Source organism: Lysinibacillus boronitolerans JCM 21713 = 10a = NBRC 103108, assembly GCF_000772935.1.
Lineage (GTDB): Bacteria > Bacillota > Bacilli > Bacillales_A > Planococcaceae > Lysinibacillus > Lysinibacillus boronitolerans.
Map to the genome: position 1 here is coordinate 41,360 of NZ_JPVR01000066.1, position 17,021 is coordinate 58,380.

A 17,021-nucleotide genomic window follows, 5' to 3' on the forward strand; every position below is an offset into this window, starting at 1 on the left:
TGAACAACATAGAAAGTAGGATGCCAAATGACAACGAAAAATCAACCATTATCAGATTTAGAAATCGCTAGTCAAGCAGTGATCAAACCTATTACGGAAATTGCCAATGCTGCGGGTATTCCAGAGGATGCTCTTGAGCAGTATGGACGCTTCAAAGCAAAGATTGACCCATTAAAAATTACTGCGCAGGGCGAGGATGCAAAGGTAGTATTAGTATCAGCTATTAGTCCAACCCCAGCTGGTGAAGGAAAGTCGACTGTGACTGTTGGACTAGCAGATGCCCTTCATCAATTAGATAAGAAGGTGATGGTCGCATTACGTGAACCATCATTAGGTCCAGTCATGGGCGTAAAAGGTGGCGCAACGGGTGGAGGTTACGCACAAGTTATACCAATGGAGGATATTAATTTACATTTCACTGGTGACCTTCATGCGATTACAACTGCTAACAATGCCTTATCCGCATTTATTGATAATCATATCCACCAAGGAAATGCACTTAACATTGATCCTCGACGCATAATTTGGAAACGTGTCATGGACTTAAATGATCGTGCCCTTCGTAAGGTAGTGGTGGGATTAGGTGGTCCTGTTCAAGGTATGCCGCGTGAGGATGGCTTTGATATTACGGTTGCCTCAGAAATTATGGCGGTATTCTGTTTAGCCACAAGCATTGAGGATTTACGTGAGCGCATCGCAAGTATCGTGATTGGCTATACTTTTGAGCGTGAGCCTGTCTTTGTGCGTGATTTACAGGTAGAGGGTGCCTTAACACTATTATTAAAAGATGCCTTTAAGCCAAACCTAGTTCAAACATTAGAGGGAACACCTGCTATTATCCATGGTGGTCCATTTGCGAATATTGCCCACGGCTGTAATTCTATTATGGCGACACAAACCGCTCGTAAGCTAGCTGATATTGTGGTGACAGAAGCGGGCTTCGGCTCTGATTTAGGTGCTGAAAAATTCATGAACATTAAAGCTCGTAAGGGAGGCTTTAAACCAAGCGCAGTTGTCATTGTAGCGACAATTCGTGCATTAAAAATGCATGGTGGTGTACCGAAAACAGCGCTTGTAGGCGAAAATGTGGAAGCACTCCTACAAGGAATTGAAAACTTAGCTAAACATGTAGATACAGTTCGTACATTTGGCGTTGAACCAATTATTGCCTTAAATCGTTTTATCACGGATACAGAGGCTGAGCTAGAAGCCGTTCTGAACTGGTGTCAAGAAAATCATGTTCGTATTGCCCGTACGAATGTCTGGGAAGAGGGCGGTAAAGGTGGTCTAGCCTTAGCTGAGCAAGTACTAGCTGTGCTAGAGGAAGAAAACAACTTCTCTCCTTTATATGATGTAACAGAGTCGATTGAAGAAAAGGTACGTACGATTGTGCAAAAGGTATATGGCGGGAAAGATGTACAATTTACAGACCAAGCCAAAAAACAAATTGCCCAAATCGAAAAATTCGGCTGGGACTCTCTTCCAATTTGTATGGCGAAAACGCAGTATTCTTTATCAGATCAACCAAGTTTACTCGGTCGTCCAGAAGGCTTCACCATCACAATTCGTGAAGTTATTCCTAAGCTTGGTGCGGGCTTCCTAGTTTGTCTAACGGGCGATATTATGACAATGCCAGGACTTCCAAAAGCACCAGCTGCTCTACGCATGAATGTCGATAATGAAGGACATGCGGTAGGATTGTTCTAATAGAATATTAAAAGCTGCCTACTTAATTGGGCAGCTTTTTTTACTGATAATGGGTAAACATGGCTCGTAGGAGGTGACCTAATTCATCGTCTATCTACAATGCAAACATGGTATAAAAGTAAAATTTCGGATGATTTCCTCATCCACCCCTTGAGTAAAAATTCACAAAAATTAATTTTTTTAAAGCAATTTTAAGATTCTAGTGAAAACTAGGATCTTTTTTGTGTTGCAAAAAAATCATGAGAACCTTCCTTATATAAATGTGTTTGGTATTTTTTATCAATAGTTCTCTGATATTGGAAAGATAGAGCGGATTTTTACAACGAAGGACAATTGTCAAATGAATTTTTATTTAAAAAATACATTGAATTTTCTTTTTCTTTTAAATATAATTTATTTAATTCTAATTCGGAACACTGTACCGATAATAGGAACACGGAGGGATGAAGTCTTGAAAATCGCAACAGATATTGGCGGTACTTTTACTGACCTAGTTTTCACAGATGAAAAAGGAAATCTTCATTTTGATAAGGGACATACGACACCTGGTCACTTTGAGGATGGCATATTAAATGTATTAGGACGACATGTAACGGAGGATTCTCTAATTGAATCTTTTATTCATGGATCGACGGTTATCATCAATACATTAACGGAAAGAAAAGGGGGCGTAGTTGGGTTAATTACAACAAAGGGCTTCCGTGATGTTATAGAAATTGCACGCGGTAATCGACCAGACTTATATAACTTCAAATATAAAAAACCAGAACCATTTGTAGAGCGTTACTTACGACAAGAAATCGATGAGCGAATCGATTTTAAAGGAAATATTATGAAAGCGCTTAATACCGAGGAAGTTGACGAGATCGTTCATAAATTTAAGGAATTGGGGGTTGAGGCGATTGCTATTTCCTTAATTCATGGCTATAAAAATCCAATTCATGAACAACAGTTAAAAGAAGCTATTTTAAAAATTTGGCCTGAAGTGTATATCACACTTTCAAGTGAAACGATTAAAGAATACCGTGAGTATGAAAGAACAAACACAACAGTCCTTAATTCTTATGTAAAGCCAATTGCACATGCCTACTTAAAAAGCCTAAAAGAGAAACTAAGCACAATTGGCATTACAGACCATTTAAAAATTATGCAATCGAATGGCGGGACTACAAGCTTTGATAAAGCAATGGAGCTACCGATTAATCTTGTAGAATCGGGTCCAGTAGCAGGTATGTTTGGAGCTGCAAAATTAGGTCAACTTCTCAATGAATCCAATATTATCGCTTTTGATGTTGGTGGGACAACGGCAAAATGCTCGCTGATTACAGATGGCAAAGTCAATGTCACAACAGATTACTATATTGAAAGAAATGAAAAATTTGCGGGCTATCCGATTAAAACACCTGTAGTGGACATTGTGGAAATCGGGAATGGTGGTGGCTCCATCGCACGTGTAGATCAGTTTGGCTCATTAAAGGTTGGACCAGATTCTGCGGGGGCAAATCCAGGTCCTGTAGCATATGGCTTAGGGAATACACAGCCAACAATTACAGATGCCAATGTTTTTTTAGGAAGATTATCCTTAGAAAACTTTGATAACCCGATATCCATTGACAAAGTGGAGGAGGCTCTTGTAGAAGCAATTGCGAAACCATTTAATGTGTCAGCAGAAGAAGCAGCACAAGGTATTTTAGATATTGCAAACTCCAATATGTTAAATGCACTGAAGCTGATCTCTATTCGTAAAGGCTATGACCCTGAAGACTTTACAATGGTGGCATTTGGTGGTGGTGGTCCACTACATGCGATTAATTTAGCAGAAGAACTTGGCATGAAAAAAGTCATTATTCCTTATGGCTCATCCGTCTTTTCAGCATTAGGAATGATGATGACTGAATACCGACAAGATTATATTCAAACAAGTTTAATGAACTTTGACAAAGACCATCTTGCGGCTATTCAAGAAAATATTGATCAAGTGATTGCCAATGCCTATGCAGATGCACCATTATCAAAGGATCATTATTATTTTGAAATTAATTATGATTTACGCTACAAGGGTCAAGAGCATGCCGTTAAATTAAATGCATCGACGACTACGCTTGATGAAGTGGGGCTACTTGAATTGGCTGAAGCCTTCCACGTCAAACATAAACAAGAGTTTTCTTTTGATTTACCAGCTACGCCAATCGAGTTAGTCAACTTACATCTTACAATCTACGGTAAAGATGAGGCGGTTCAATTTAAAGAGCTAGACTTCTCTCATATCGACAATTCCACATGTATTAAGGCACAACGCAATTTATATGTGAAGGGAACAGGTTGGGTAGAGGTCAATGTCTATGACCAACAAAAATTAGTACCTGGCTATGTCATTACGGGTCCTGCTATTGTGGAAAATCCAACATCTACGGTCGTAATCAATGACAAGCAATCGATTGAAATTGATAAATATGGCAACTTGATTGTAGAGATGGAGGGGAAATAAAACATGAAAAAAGATGTTTTTGCAGTAGAAATTATTCAAGATTCATTGCTGGCTATAGGAGATGAGATGTTTGTTGCCCTAGCACGTTCTTCTATGAGCCCAGTTATCTATGAAGTATTAGACTACGCTTGTGGTTTAACAGATGCCAAGGGTAATTTAATTAGTCAAGGGAACGGTGTAACGAGCTTTATTGGGATGCTAAGTCCAATGGTACAGCGTGTTATTGAAAAGTTTGATAATGGGAAAAAACTACACGAAGGTGATGTCATTATTATTAATGACCCTTATGTTGGAGGCGGCTCGCATTTATCAGATGTCGGCTTAGTTCTCCCTATTTTCTACAACGGTGAAATTATTGCGTACTCTGCCAATAAAGCACACTGGACAGAGGTAGGGGGTATGGACCCTGGTTCGTTTACAAGTAATTCTAATGAAATCTATCAGGAAGGTTTACAGCTACCAGGTGTCAAACTTTATCATAAAGGTGAGTTGAACGATGCAGTCTATGAAATCATTTCTACGAATGTTCGTTTACCAGAGCTTTCAATTGGTGATATGTTTGCACAAGTAGCCGCCTTAAAAACAGGAGAAAAACGAATCGCAGAGCTTTGTCAGAAGTTTGGTGCGGAATCGGTGAAATTGTCCATTCAAAAATTATTGGACAAGGGTGAGAAAATTGTAGAGCATGAGCTTCAACACCTACCTAAAGGTGAATTTTATGCGGAGGACTTTATTGAAGGCGACCCTTTAAAAGGTGGACCTTATCCAATTAAAGTGAAAGTCACAATCAGTGATGAGGAGTTTATTTGTGACTTCAGAGGCTCACATCCTGCGGTCAATGTGCCAATGAACTGTTCTCAATTTGGTTTAATGGCAAGTGTGCGCGTTATGTTCCTAGCATTACTGGGCGATATTGACGTAATTAACGAAGGTGTCTTTAAACGCTTAACGATTATCACAGATGACAATTCCATTGTTTCAGCCAAACGTCCACATCCTGTGTCTATGAACTTTGAGGCACGTATTGGAGCAGCAGATCTCATTTGGAAAGCTCTTGCCCCACATTTACCAGAACGCTTATCAGCAGGGCATCTACAATCTGTTTGTACGTTTATTCTCACTGGGAAAAATCCTGAAAATGATGAGTCATTCCTAATTGTTGAGCCATCTGTTGGTGGCTGGGGAGCAGCGAATGATGAGGATGGGCAAAGCGGGCAATACTGTATGGGAGATGGTGAAACTTATAATCTTCCAGTTGAAATTGCAGAAACAAAATATGGTATTCAAATTGATGAATATAGCTTAAATTGTGACGGTGCTGGTGCTGGTCAATTTAGAGGTGGCTTAGGTGTTCGTCGAGTTTATACAGTCAATCATGATGGTCAAAAGGTTTCTGTGAACTTAGGTAGACATCAATTCGCGCCATTCGGTTTAAATGGTGGTGGAGAAGGCTCTCACAACTATTTAATCATTCATAAAAAGGATGGAACGAAAATTGGACCTGTTGGCGTACTTGCCAATTATGAATTGCAAAAAGGCGACCGTATAGAGCTTGTTACAGCAACTGGCGGTGGGTATGGTCATCCACATGAACGAAGCACAGAGGCCATTGAACGTGATCTATTAAATGAATATATTTCTGTAGATGTAGCGAAAGAGCGATACGGTTATCAAAACGCTTAAAGGGAGAAATAGATGACTGTCAAGACATTAAAAAACTCATTGGATATACTAGAATGCTTTGCAACGAAAGAAAATGCATTAGGTGTTCGTGAAATTTCACGCATGATGAAACTGCCGACAAGTGTCGTGCAAAGAACCATTAATACATTTACAGAAGCGGGTTACTTAATACAGGATGAACACACGAAAAAATATAAATTAGGTTATAAAATGTATCTTTTTTATGATGTGTTATCGAATTCCAAAGACCCTCACTCGACCATTTATGAATTGATGCAAAATCTTGCCAGTGAAATCAATGAATCAGTATTTCTTACTTATATGGACAATGAATATGGTGTCACAACGAAAATAGCCGAAAGCAATAAAAATGTAAAGTATGCGGTGTCTTTAGGAACAAAGACACCCCTTTACATCGGTGCTTCCTGTAAGGTAATGTTTGCTTATTTAGATGAGGACAGGCAGTTGGAATTAATCGCCTTCTTTCATGAGGAACAATCGAAGGAAGAGCAAATTTCTTTCCTCGCATCATTAAAGGAAGAGTTGCAACAAATTCGCCAAAACAATTGGTGTGTTACCGTTGGGGAGTATAATGAACATGCATTTGGCATCAGTGTACCATTATTTAACTATAAAAAGGAAATCACTGCGTCTCTTACAATTTCTGGGTTAGTATATGATTTAGATGATCAAAGGGAGAAAAATATGCTTGAACAGTTAGTGAAAGTAGCTCAGCAAATACAATCACACATTTCAAAATTATAACAACAATAGGGGAGCTGACACTATGAATAATAAAGTATTACATCCAAGGGCTTTAGAGCCTGTAACTCTACTAATGATCGTCTTAACATCTGTTGTGGGGGCAATTATTGGGATACAGCTAATTACGACTTTAGGGATTTCTGCCAATACATCAATCGTAGGGGCAATATTTGCGATGATTCTTGGAAGAATACCGATTGGCAAGCTAATTGCCTTTAAATCTGTACACAGACAAAATATTATTCAAACGGCGATTTCTTCTGCTACATTTAGTGCAGCAAGTAGTTTAATGTTGCCAATTGGTATTCCATATGTATTAGGCTATGAAAATTTAGTATTACCATTGTTTATCGGTGTTATTTTAGCGATGTTTGTTGATGCTTTATTATTATATAAATTTTTTGATACAAAGATTTTCCCAGCAGCGGGTACTTGGCCACCAGGGGTTGCAACAGCTGAAGCCATTAAAGCAGGCGATAAAGGCGGTAAGAATGCAAAGGTATTAATTGGTGGTGTGTTAATTGGTATCGTGGGATCTGTGTTGAAAATTCCAATGTCAGCTTTTGGGGTAGCGTTCATCGGTAACATTTGGGCGCTGACAATGTTTGGGATAGGTCTTTTACTAAGAGGCTATTCTGTTCAATTATTTAATGTTGACTTAAATGCTTACTATATTCCACATGGTATTATGATTGGTGCCGGCATTGTGGCTCTTTTCCAAGTAGCGTTTACATTATTGAATAAACGCTCTGCGAAAAAGTCAGAAGAGTTAAGCTATTCAAAAGATCCAAAAGAAATTCGTCAAGGCTTTGGTGTAGGATTTATTGCCTATCTAGCCATTGCGTTATTAATCGCCATTTTAGGTGGTATTATTACGCATATGTCTTTCGGTATGTTAATAGGATTCATCATCTTTGCAACGATTGCAGCATTTGTCCATGAGCTAATTGTAGGTATCGCGGCGATGCATGCGGGTTGGTTCCCAGCATTTGCAGTGGCATTTATTACACTAATTGTTGGTATTTTAATTGGTTTCCCAGCTCCAGCACTTGCGTTATTAGCAGGGTATAGTGCCGCTACAGGGGTAGCATTTGCGGATATGGGCTATGACTTAAAAACTGGTTTTATTTTACGTGGTAATGGTAGTGATCCTGCTTTAGAAAAAGAAGGACGTAAACAGCAAATGATTGCTGGGATGTTAGCCTTCTCCATTTCAGCAATAGTTGTACTACTTTCTTATAAATCTTATTTTGCACAAGGTTTAGTAGCACCTGTTAACCATGTGTATGCAGCAACAATTCAATCAGGCGTTACAGGCGATGTAGCGAAACAATTAATGATTTGGGCGATTCCAGGTGCATTAATTCAGCTAATCGGTGGTTCAAAACGACAAATGGGTATTTTATTTGCAACAGGTCTATTACTTGTCAATCCTATTGCTGGTTGGGCTGTATTAGCTGGTATCTTACTTCGTGTTATTTTCACATATATGACGAAAGGTAAGAGAGAATCTGAAATGACGGTCTTTGCAGCAGGTGTCATAGCTGGGGATGCGTTGTATAGCTTCTTCTCTTCGATTCTAAAAATAGGGAAATAGAAAGGGGTAATAGAGGATGACAAAAGTATTGTCCTATGAGGATGGGATTGCTGCTGTTTATGGAGGAGCAATCCTTGGCGGTGGAGGCGGTGGTCTCCTAGAGGAAGGACTCAAGCTGGTAGAGGAAATCTTTGCAGCAGGCGAACCTCAAATAGTGGATATTACCGAATTAGATCAAGAAGATTTAGTTGCCTGTGTGGCAATGGTAGGTGCGCCATCAGCAGCCGATCAATACATTTCGAATGAACAGCTTTGTTGGAGCTATCGCCATATGAACAACCATACCAATCAACGTCTAAGGGGCATCATTACCAATGAAAATGGTGCCATCACGACGATCAATGGCTGGCTGCAGTCCATCTTATTAGAAGTACCGGTTGTGGATGCTCCTTGTAATGGACGAGCACATCCAACGGGAATCATGGGCTCTTTAAATCTCCATGAACAACGAGACTATCAATCCGTACAATTTTATGCAGGAGGAAAAGATGACTTCGCCGTCCAAGGCTTTGTGGAAGGGAATTTACACAGCACCGCAAAAACGGCACGTCAAGCATCTATTTTAGCAGGTGGGCTAGTAGGGGTAACTCGAAATCCTGTGACGATTGACTATTTACAAAAACATGGAGCGCCAAATGCGATCACAATGGCCATAGAGCTTGGCTATCGCTTCTTAAAAGGGCAAACCTTTGAAGAAAAGCTAGCCCATGTGTTGCAGTATTTGAATGGGGTGCACATTATATCAGGTGAAGTCACAAATTATTCGTTAACAAAGGAAAATGGCTTCGATGTCGGGAAGTTATCAGTGGGTGATTACCATCTGACGTTCTGGAATGAATATATGACATTATCGAAGGAAGGACAGGTACAATCCAAATTCCCAGATCTCATCATGACGTTCGATACGGAGAAAATGCTTCCTGTTCCAAGTGCAAGTATTCAAGAAGGAATGCATGTCGCAGTGATTCATGTAGATCAATCTAACTTAAAATTAAGTTCAACAATGCAAAACGAAGCACTGTTGCAGGAAATTGATGAAGTGATCAAAGGCGTTCTATAAAGAAAACAAAACAGTAAAAGCTGCCATCATCTACTTGATTGTAAGATGGGCAGCTTTTATTTGTCCTTCAGCGGGAGGGTAATACATTTTATCACAATCGTTCCTACTTCCTTTTTCACTTCATACATTGATGGCTTAAATGAATTTTCTTCTTGATTTGCACAACTCATAAAACGTGATATTCACAAGCTGTAAGCAATTATTGTGTACGATTTTCATTAAAGGGAGGAGCTACGTTCATACATAATCAAGGAATTGACTAGAAGAAGGTAACAACCAGTAATGAAAAAACAATGCACTTCTGCTACAACTGGCGAAATCCTTTTGGTTATGCAACAAACTAACCTGTTGTTCACATTTTCGGCATGTACATTTGGCTATGCGGGTTAAACAAAGAATTTCTAAGGGAAAGTGTTCACTTTTATTTGTTTAGATGATTGGTTTTCAATACGCACGTCATCTTTTAAACAGTTATTCAATTGTAAGCCCGCTGAAGTTAATGTTAAATCAGTTAAACACACAGCTGTTGTACAGTGCTGAAAAATATGAGGTACAGAACAAATAGCTGTTCTGTACGTTTATCATACAATATTCTGAAAAAATAGTCAATTGAAATAGATTTGGTTTTTAATTTTTCTAGATTACCTCTTATGTAATAAAATACAGTATAATTTTGTAGGAAAGGAATGAGTGTAGACTATGAATCATTTAATGAATAAAGTACGTGAAATATATGAGCAATTTGATGCTAGTCATGATTATCAACATATTGAACGTGTCTATCAAAATGCAGTAGCTATCCTACATAGCGAGCCAACAGCAGATGAAGAAGTTGTGAAAATAGCGGTGCTTTTACATGATGTCAGTGACAAAAAGTATACCGATAGCAAGGAAAAGGAAGAACAGCTTATTACGGAATTACCTGTTAGCGAGGAAAAAAAGCAACATATTCGTGATTGTATTGCCCAAGTGTCCTTTAATGGTGGGAATGAGCTAGAAGCAACATCATTAGAAGCAAAAATCGTTCGAGATGCAGATCGTTTAGATGCGATCGGAGCTATTGGCATTGCTAGAACATTTGCTTATGGTGGAGCAAAAGGTCGCAAGCTTTATGATAAGGAAGAAGAAGCACGAACAACTATGTCAGAGTCAGAATATCGTCAGAAAAATACCTCGTCTGTTACTCATTTTTATGAGAAATTATTATTGCTAAAAGATTTAATGGTAACGGAAAAGGGCAAGCAAATGGCACTTGAACGACATCAATTTATGGAAAGTTTTTTAAAGCAACTCCAGCACGAAATCGGTCAGTAGCCCATAATACAAAAACCGCCTTTTTTAAAATAATATAGGGTAAATAGTATAACAAAACAAAACCAGACCTTATGTTTAGAGGATTTAAGTTTGATTATATATAATCAAACTTTATAATCAAACTTTTCGTATATAAAAATACATCCATTAAATCTTTATTGAGATAATGGATGTATTTTTTATTGTGGTTTTTTAAATAAAGATTGATGATTTATAATTAAGTTCGATCATTTATAATAAAGTTTGATAAAAAAACTGTATGGAATGCAGTTTTCTTATTCCACAATCGGGCCAGATTGTGGAATAAGCAGGAACTAATAATTATTAGGAGAAATATAAAAGTATAGTTCAAATTAACGAAGAGGATTGTTATGAAATGGAGGACGGTAATTATGAAAATTTATAATACAGTTCCATATTTTTTATTAAACTACATGCCCTCGGAGCGGTTCTTAAAACACTACCATGAAAAGTTCTCACAACACTTCAAGGAATACTTTCTGTATCATTGTAAAAATCCAGATGAGAAGATTAAAAACGCAATTCAAAGATACCCTTCCAAAATGAGTGAGATAAAGGAATCGAGTGGAAAAATCGAAAGCCTAATTCAAGAAGTGGTGTTAACTTACAGACAAAAATATAATGTCGAGTTCACTAAAGATGTACATATTATTGTTGGAGCATATGGGTCAAATGCATTTACACATCGTCAAATTATTCCTGAAGTGACATTTTGTTTAGAAAAGCTCTCTTCTGATGATAAACATTTAAAAGTAATTATTGCTCATGAATTTGGTCATACTCTTCATAATATTTTATCAGATCAGGAGGGGGTGGATTGGTCTAAAGTTCAGTGGTTTCATCCCTTTACAACGTTGTTTCAGGAAGGATGTGCAACGTATTTTTCAGAACAAGTTGCTGATGCTGACAAATCGGTCTATTTTTTATACGAAGATAATGGAGAAGAATGGTTAAAATTTGCAGAAGATAACAAAAATGATATTATCATTACTTTTTTGGAAGATATAAATAAACGTACACAACCTGAAGTTATCCATGAATGGTTTTCAATTAATGGAGGTTCCTACTTTGGTTTCACACGTTTAGGGTATTTTATTGGATACAATGTGATTCAAATCTTAATTGAAAAGTATCAAGAGAAAGAGGCCGTTACACTTTGGAAAGAATCTACCTTCAATAAAGAAATAGAGACTGTGCTTTTAGAACTTACTTAAAATGTTTAATTTACAGTTAAGTTATTCGACAATCGGGCGCATTTCTGTAGCAAGAATTGTGCTTTTTCTTTTTTTTGGGGGATATTATAGTGTATGGAATCTGTCATTTATCAGTGTATATTTTGGAAAAATCTGATAAAATTTAAATAATTATAATTAGAAGGAGGCGGTATATTATGAAAATCGCGAACATATTTAACGGGGTGAATCTATTTTAAGGGAAGAGCGTATAAATCCCCTATAAACTGCGTGGTCCCTAAAATCCGGAGGGAAAAAAGTGATTATTAGAGACTATAGGGTTAATGACGAGACTGGTTGGGTAAGATGCCGAACACTTGCGTTTCTACAGACTGCCTATTTTGATAATGTACTAAATAAGAAAGAATGTTATGAAAATCCAGCAATCGAGCTAGTCGCAGAGTTGGACGGTCAAATCGTTGGGCTTATTGATGTAGAATATGAAATAGAAGAACGAACAGTTTGCTCCAGGGGAGAAGGGTTAGGAGGGATGATTTGGCATATCGCTGTTCATCCGGATTTCTCCCGGCGTGGAATAGGACAACAATTACTCTATGCTGCTGAAAATAAAGCTAGAAGAGTGAATTTAAATCGTTTTGAGGCTTGGACAAGAGATGATTTATGGGTTCAGAAATGGTATGAAAAAATGAATTTTAATATCGTTGATTCCTATTATCACGTTTATTTTGAAGAAAATGAAATGAATCATCGAATTCAAAGTAATATGCCCAATCTATACTTAGTTAATGCTTTTACTCATTACGTTGGGAAAGATATTGACCAATTTACAAATAATAAACGTATTCACCAATGTGTTTGTTTTGAAAAATCATTTTAATCATTTCTAAGTTATGAATGACATATTTATCAATAATACTATTCAACAATCGGGCGCGTTTATGAAGTAACGCTGTAGAAAATGATCAAATTTTTTTATAATAAGCAAACTAAAAAATGCTAAAGAAGCAACCATTTTGATTAATCTTTTTTCAAAATGGTTGCTTCTTATTAATCTTAATTTAAGGATTTACGAGGTGTTTTTGTACAAACTTTATTTTAAAGCTACATTTATATCTCATTAAGAATTTTTTGTATGGCAGTTACATATATGGCATTTCTCAGTGCATCTATTTCGGTATCTGTCAGATTATAAGAAGGCTCGACTATAACGACATCCTTATTTTTGCTTAGATCGTTTATAGGACGCATATCAATCGTAAAGGTTGTTTGTTCTTTAAGCAGAGAGTTTTCTCTTTTGAGCTTTTTATTCTCTGCCATAAGCATTCCAACCAATGCCTTTGTTGTTGGTTCGGAGATACTTGCTAAGATATCATCGTTTACAGGCAAAAGGCACTGATTCCATTTTTACGTTCAGACCGAATGCATGCCCATTTAGAAAAACTGCGCATTGCGCTTGAGATAAGAAGAGATCAGACGATTGCATTGTTGAATAAGCATGCACCAAAGGGCGTTACGTGGATCGAACCAAAGGGAGGGCTTAATATTTGGGTGTCTTTACCTAGTAATGGCAATACGGACGAGCTGTTATGGAAGGCTCAACAAGCCCAAATGACCTTTTTACCAAGCTCAGCTTGTTATCCAGGAGAGCCACAATATCACCATCTTAGTATTAGTTATTCTTTTCCTGAACCGCACGACTTAACACAAGGAATCATCAAACTTTGTCAGCTTATGGAATCCTATTTACAGGACATGCCACCAGTTCGTTGATAGTTTGTTGTTCTTTGTTTACCTGCTGTTTGATGTTATGATGAATAGTGGATATCAATAATCGTCTACATAAAAATCGTGTGGGCATGAACAATACCTAACATGAAAGAGATGGAATAGTGGAATGAGTCATTTAATTGTACAAAATTTAACCAAAACAGTGGGCGATAAAACGCTTTTTCAAAATATTGAATTTACCATTTATGAGGGAGAGCGGGCAGGCTTAATCGGTATAAATGGAACGGGAAAATCAACCCTGTTATCCATTTTAGCTGGGGACATGGAAGCGGATTCGATGACAGTAGATCGCCCGAATAAATACCGTGTCGCTTATTTACCTCAGGAGCCTACATTTAAGTCGGGCGAAACGGTTTTACAAGCTGTCTTTGCAGGCGATTCGCCCATTTTACAGCTGAATCGTCAATATGAGGAAACGGTTGCTGCACTAGCAAGTAACCCAACATCCGAAAGTTTACAAAAGACGTTATTTAGTCTGCAACAGCGCATGGATGAAGAGCAGGCATGGGATGTCAATGCCCTTGCGAAGACAGCTTTAACAAAGCTAGGGATTGAAACTTTTGAAAAAGAGGTACTAACGCTATCAGGCGGCCAGCAAAAACGTGTTGCATTAGCGAAGGTGTTAATTGAACCAGCGGATCTTTACTTATTGGATGAGCCCACCAACCATTTAGATGTACAGTCTACCGAATGGCTTCAAGAGATGGTCTTACGATTAAAGGGTGCAGTGATTTTCATCACCCACGATCGTTATTTCTTAGATGAATTATCAACACATATTTACGAGTTAGCGAATCAAACCTTGTATCGTCATACAGGGAATTACGGTGATTATTTAGAGGCGCGAGCTATTCGTGAGGAGATGCAAGCTGCTTCCGCACAGAAGGATCGCAATCGTTACCGTTCAGAATTAAAATGGATTCGTCGTGGTGCGAAGGCGCGTTCAACCAAGCAAAAGGCTCGTATTCAACGCTTTGAAAAGCTAGAAGAAAACCTAGAACGCAAATCAGAAGATGTTTCCTTGGATATGGGACTTGCGACAACACGTCTTGGTCGTAAAGTGCTGGAGGCTGAGAATATTTCGAAAGCCTTTGGACAGCAAAAAATCCTTGAAAACTTCTCATTTTTACTACAGCAGGGTGATCGAATTGGCATTATCGGCGCGAACGGTGTAGGAAAATCAACTTTATTGAACATGCTAGCAGGAGAGCTGACACCCGATCAAGGTGAAATTCTTGTTGGGTCAACAGTCAAGTTGGCACATTTCAAGCAAACATTGCCGAAAATGAATGAAAATGAGCGCATGATTGAATATATACGTGAGGCTTCAAATGATATTACAGATGCAGAGGGTGTCCGTTACTCAGCTGCTCAAATGCTGGAGCGCTTTTTATTCCCGCTGCATGCTCATGGTACACCAATTGGAAAATTATCGGGCGGTGAGCGCAAGCGCCTTCATTTATTACGTTTATTGATGGAGCAACCAAACGTGTTATTACTTGATGAGCCCACGAATGATCTGGATATTGAAACATTGGGTGTGCTAGAGGATTTCATCGAGCATTTCCCAGGCGTGGTTATCACGATTTCCCATGATCGTTTCTTCCTCGACCGTATTGCGAAAAAGCTTTGGATACTAGATGGTCAGGGACAAGTAGAGGAAACACTGGATCTATACAGTGAGTATCTGGAGAAACGTGAGCAGGCAGCTACTGTCAAAGTAGAAACGCCAAAAGTGGAAAAGGCCAAATCCGAAAAGCCAAAATCAGACAAGAAAAAGCTTTCATTTAAAGAGCAAAAAGAATGGGAAACGATTGCAGACGAGATAGAGAAAACAGAAACTGCTATTATGGAGACCGAAGAAGGAATCGCAAATGCAGGCTCAGATTTTACCAAGCTACAGGAATTAACAGCTAAGTTGGATGAGCTAAATGCACAGTATGAGCATCTAATTGAAAGATGGTCGTATTTAGATGAAATAGTTAACGGATAAGGAGCGATAGACATGAAGATTATTACCATTGAACCGACGCCAAGTCCCAATTCTATGAAGATTGTTGTTGATACAGAGCTACCGTTCGGGAAAAGCTATAATTTTACAAAGGATAATAAAGACGAAGCAACTGGCGAGGCGGCTGCTATTTTAGCGATTGAAGGAGTAAAGGGCGTTTACCACGTAGCCGATTTCTTTGCGGTTGAGCGCAATGCCAAATATGCATGGGAAGGTATTTTAGCAGGTATTCGTCAAGTGTTAGGGGAAGATGTCCAAACACAAGAAGAAACGGTTGTGGCCAATGAATTTTATGGAGAGGTTTATGTGCATGTACAGTTTTACAAGCAGGTGCCTTTACAAGTAAAAGTTTTTGATAACCAACGCGAATATCGTATTAGCTGTGGAGACCGTTTTGTCGATGCTTTTAATCAAATTATTGAGTCAGCAGTAGATGAAAACTATATTTTCCAACGTAAGTGGATTGATTATGGGGTTCGCTACGGTGAGCTGGAGGAAATTGCTGAAACAGTCAAGCAGGAGATCGATGTCACTTATTCTGCAGACCGTTTAGCGGAAATTGTCGCAGCAATCAATAATGATGGTGAAAAAGCGGCTGTGAAAACGGACAAACTCAAAGTTACGGTAGAGCAGTTCCAGCAACCTGAATGGGAGAAACGCTTCCAGCTGCTCGATCAAATGGCTGATCCTGAGCTAGACGATCTACCGCTATTAGATTTAGCCTTACAGGATGAACAAATGTCTATCCGTCGACTAGCTACCGTGTACTTAGGCATGATTGAGGATGTGGCAGTTGTACCTTATTTAGAAAGAGCCCTACAAGATAAAAGTGCAGCAGTGCGTCGAACAGCAGGTGACTGTATGAGTGACCTTGGCTTTGTAGAATTTGAAGAAGCCATGCAGCAAGCCTTACAGGACAAAAACAAATTGGTTCGCTGGCGAGCAGCGATGTATTTATATGAGGTCGGCACGGAGCAATCCTTACCAGCATTGAAGGCTGCTGAGGACGACAAAGAATTCGAAGTGAAGCTACAAGTGAAAATGGCCATTGCCCGTATCGAACAGGGCGAGGAAGCAAAAGGCTCGGTCTGGAAGCAAATGACCGAATCCCGTCAACAATAATCAGGAAAAAACCAGCATGTGCTGGTTTTTTTCTGTTTTGTCATGGTTGGATTTGCGCTCATAAGTGGTTGAGGCTGCTCCTGAATAGTGAGGGTCTTGCTCCAAGAAGTGAGCGAACCACTCCAAAGGAATGAAGACCTACTCCAAAAAATTGGAAAGCCGCTCCTGAGAAGTGAGGACCTGCTCAAAAGAACCAAAGACTCTTTCTCCAAATTAAAGAAATCTCGCTCAAAAAAGTATTACCCTCTTCCAAACTAACAATATTCTAACCA

At 38.7% G+C, this 17,021-nt stretch carries 13 protein-coding genes; 12 read left to right on the forward strand and 1 reads right to left on the reverse strand.

Translation table 11 applies throughout. The annotated features are described in order from the left end of the window. Positions 1 to 27 precede the first annotated feature (27 nt). From CD31_RS06245 to CD31_RS06285, 9 genes are all read left to right on the forward strand, one after another. A complete protein-coding gene (locus CD31_RS06245; protein WP_036076327.1) occupies positions 28 to 1,707 on the forward strand; it encodes a formate--tetrahydrofolate ligase in 1,680 nt (559 codons plus the stop codon). A 451-nt stretch (positions 1,708 to 2,158) separates the two neighbouring features. Then, complete coding sequence (locus CD31_RS06250; protein WP_036076328.1) at positions 2,159 to 4,195, forward strand: hydantoinase/oxoprolinase family protein; 2,037 nt, start codon at positions 2,159 to 2,161, stop codon at positions 4,193 to 4,195. Positions 4,196 to 4,198: 3 nt separating this feature from the next. After that, the gene (locus CD31_RS06255) at positions 4,199 to 5,878 is read left to right on the forward strand and encodes a hydantoinase B/oxoprolinase family protein (RefSeq protein ID WP_016994348.1); all 1,680 of its coding nucleotides are present in this window, start codon (positions 4,199 to 4,201) and stop codon (positions 5,876 to 5,878) included. Between the two features lie 12 nt (positions 5,879 to 5,890). After that, positions 5,891 to 6,643, forward strand: coding sequence for an IclR family transcriptional regulator (locus tag CD31_RS06260; RefSeq protein WP_036076329.1), 753 nt, complete (start codon positions 5,891 to 5,893; stop codon positions 6,641 to 6,643). 22 nt (positions 6,644 to 6,665) lie between these two features. Further along, complete coding sequence (locus CD31_RS06265) at positions 6,666 to 8,240, forward strand: OPT/YSL family transporter (protein ID WP_016994349.1); 1,575 nt, start codon at positions 6,666 to 6,668, stop codon at positions 8,238 to 8,240. Between the two features lie 16 nt (positions 8,241 to 8,256). Continuing rightward, positions 8,257 to 9,300 carry an S-methyl thiohydantoin desulfurase domain-containing protein gene (locus CD31_RS06270; RefSeq protein WP_036076330.1) on the forward strand — a complete coding sequence of 348 codons (1,044 nt, stop codon included), beginning with the start codon at positions 8,257 to 8,259 and terminating at the stop codon, positions 9,298 to 9,300. Positions 9,301 to 9,999: 699 nt separating this feature from the next. Next, the gene (locus tag CD31_RS06275; protein ID WP_036076331.1) at positions 10,000 to 10,614 is read left to right on the forward strand and encodes an HD domain-containing protein; all 615 of its coding nucleotides are present in this window, start codon (positions 10,000 to 10,002) and stop codon (positions 10,612 to 10,614) included. 392 nt (positions 10,615 to 11,006) lie between these two features. Further along, positions 11,007 to 11,849, forward strand: a complete 843-nt coding sequence (locus CD31_RS06280; protein ID WP_036076332.1) for a DUF5700 domain-containing putative Zn-dependent protease — start codon at positions 11,007 to 11,009, stop codon at positions 11,847 to 11,849. A 277-nt stretch (positions 11,850 to 12,126) separates the two neighbouring features. Next, entirely contained in the window at positions 12,127 to 12,705 is a 579-nt protein-coding gene (locus CD31_RS06285; RefSeq protein WP_036076333.1) for a GNAT family N-acetyltransferase, read from the forward strand. A 230-nt stretch (positions 12,706 to 12,935) separates the two neighbouring features. On the opposite strand, the gene gmtX is transcribed toward CD31_RS06285, so the two are convergent. Continuing rightward, positions 12,936 to 13,214, reverse strand: a complete 279-nt coding sequence (gene gmtX, locus CD31_RS23265) for a gamma-mobile-trio protein GmtX (protein ID WP_016994353.1) — start codon at positions 13,212 to 13,214, stop codon at positions 12,936 to 12,938. 33 nt (positions 13,215 to 13,247) lie between these two features. Here gmtX and CD31_RS06295 point away from each other — a divergent pair, with 33 nt between their 5' ends. The 3 genes from CD31_RS06295 to CD31_RS06305 all read left to right on the forward strand — a co-directional run bounded on the left by CD31_RS06295 (position 13,248) and on the right by CD31_RS06305 (position 16,749). Continuing rightward, the gene (locus tag CD31_RS06295) at positions 13,248 to 13,598 is read left to right on the forward strand and encodes an aminotransferase-like domain-containing protein (protein ID WP_036076334.1); all 351 of its coding nucleotides are present in this window, start codon (positions 13,248 to 13,250) and stop codon (positions 13,596 to 13,598) included. A gap of 124 nt (positions 13,599 to 13,722) precedes the next feature. Continuing rightward, on the forward strand, positions 13,723 to 15,609 hold the full coding sequence (locus tag CD31_RS06300; RefSeq protein WP_036076335.1) for an ABC-F family ATP-binding cassette domain-containing protein: 1,887 nt from the start codon (positions 13,723 to 13,725) through the stop codon (positions 15,607 to 15,609). 12 nt (positions 15,610 to 15,621) lie between these two features. Further along, positions 15,622 to 16,749, forward strand: a complete 1,128-nt coding sequence (locus CD31_RS06305) for a conserved virulence factor C family protein (RefSeq protein ID WP_016994356.1) — start codon at positions 15,622 to 15,624, stop codon at positions 16,747 to 16,749. The last annotated feature ends 272 nt before the right edge of the window (positions 16,750 to 17,021 follow it).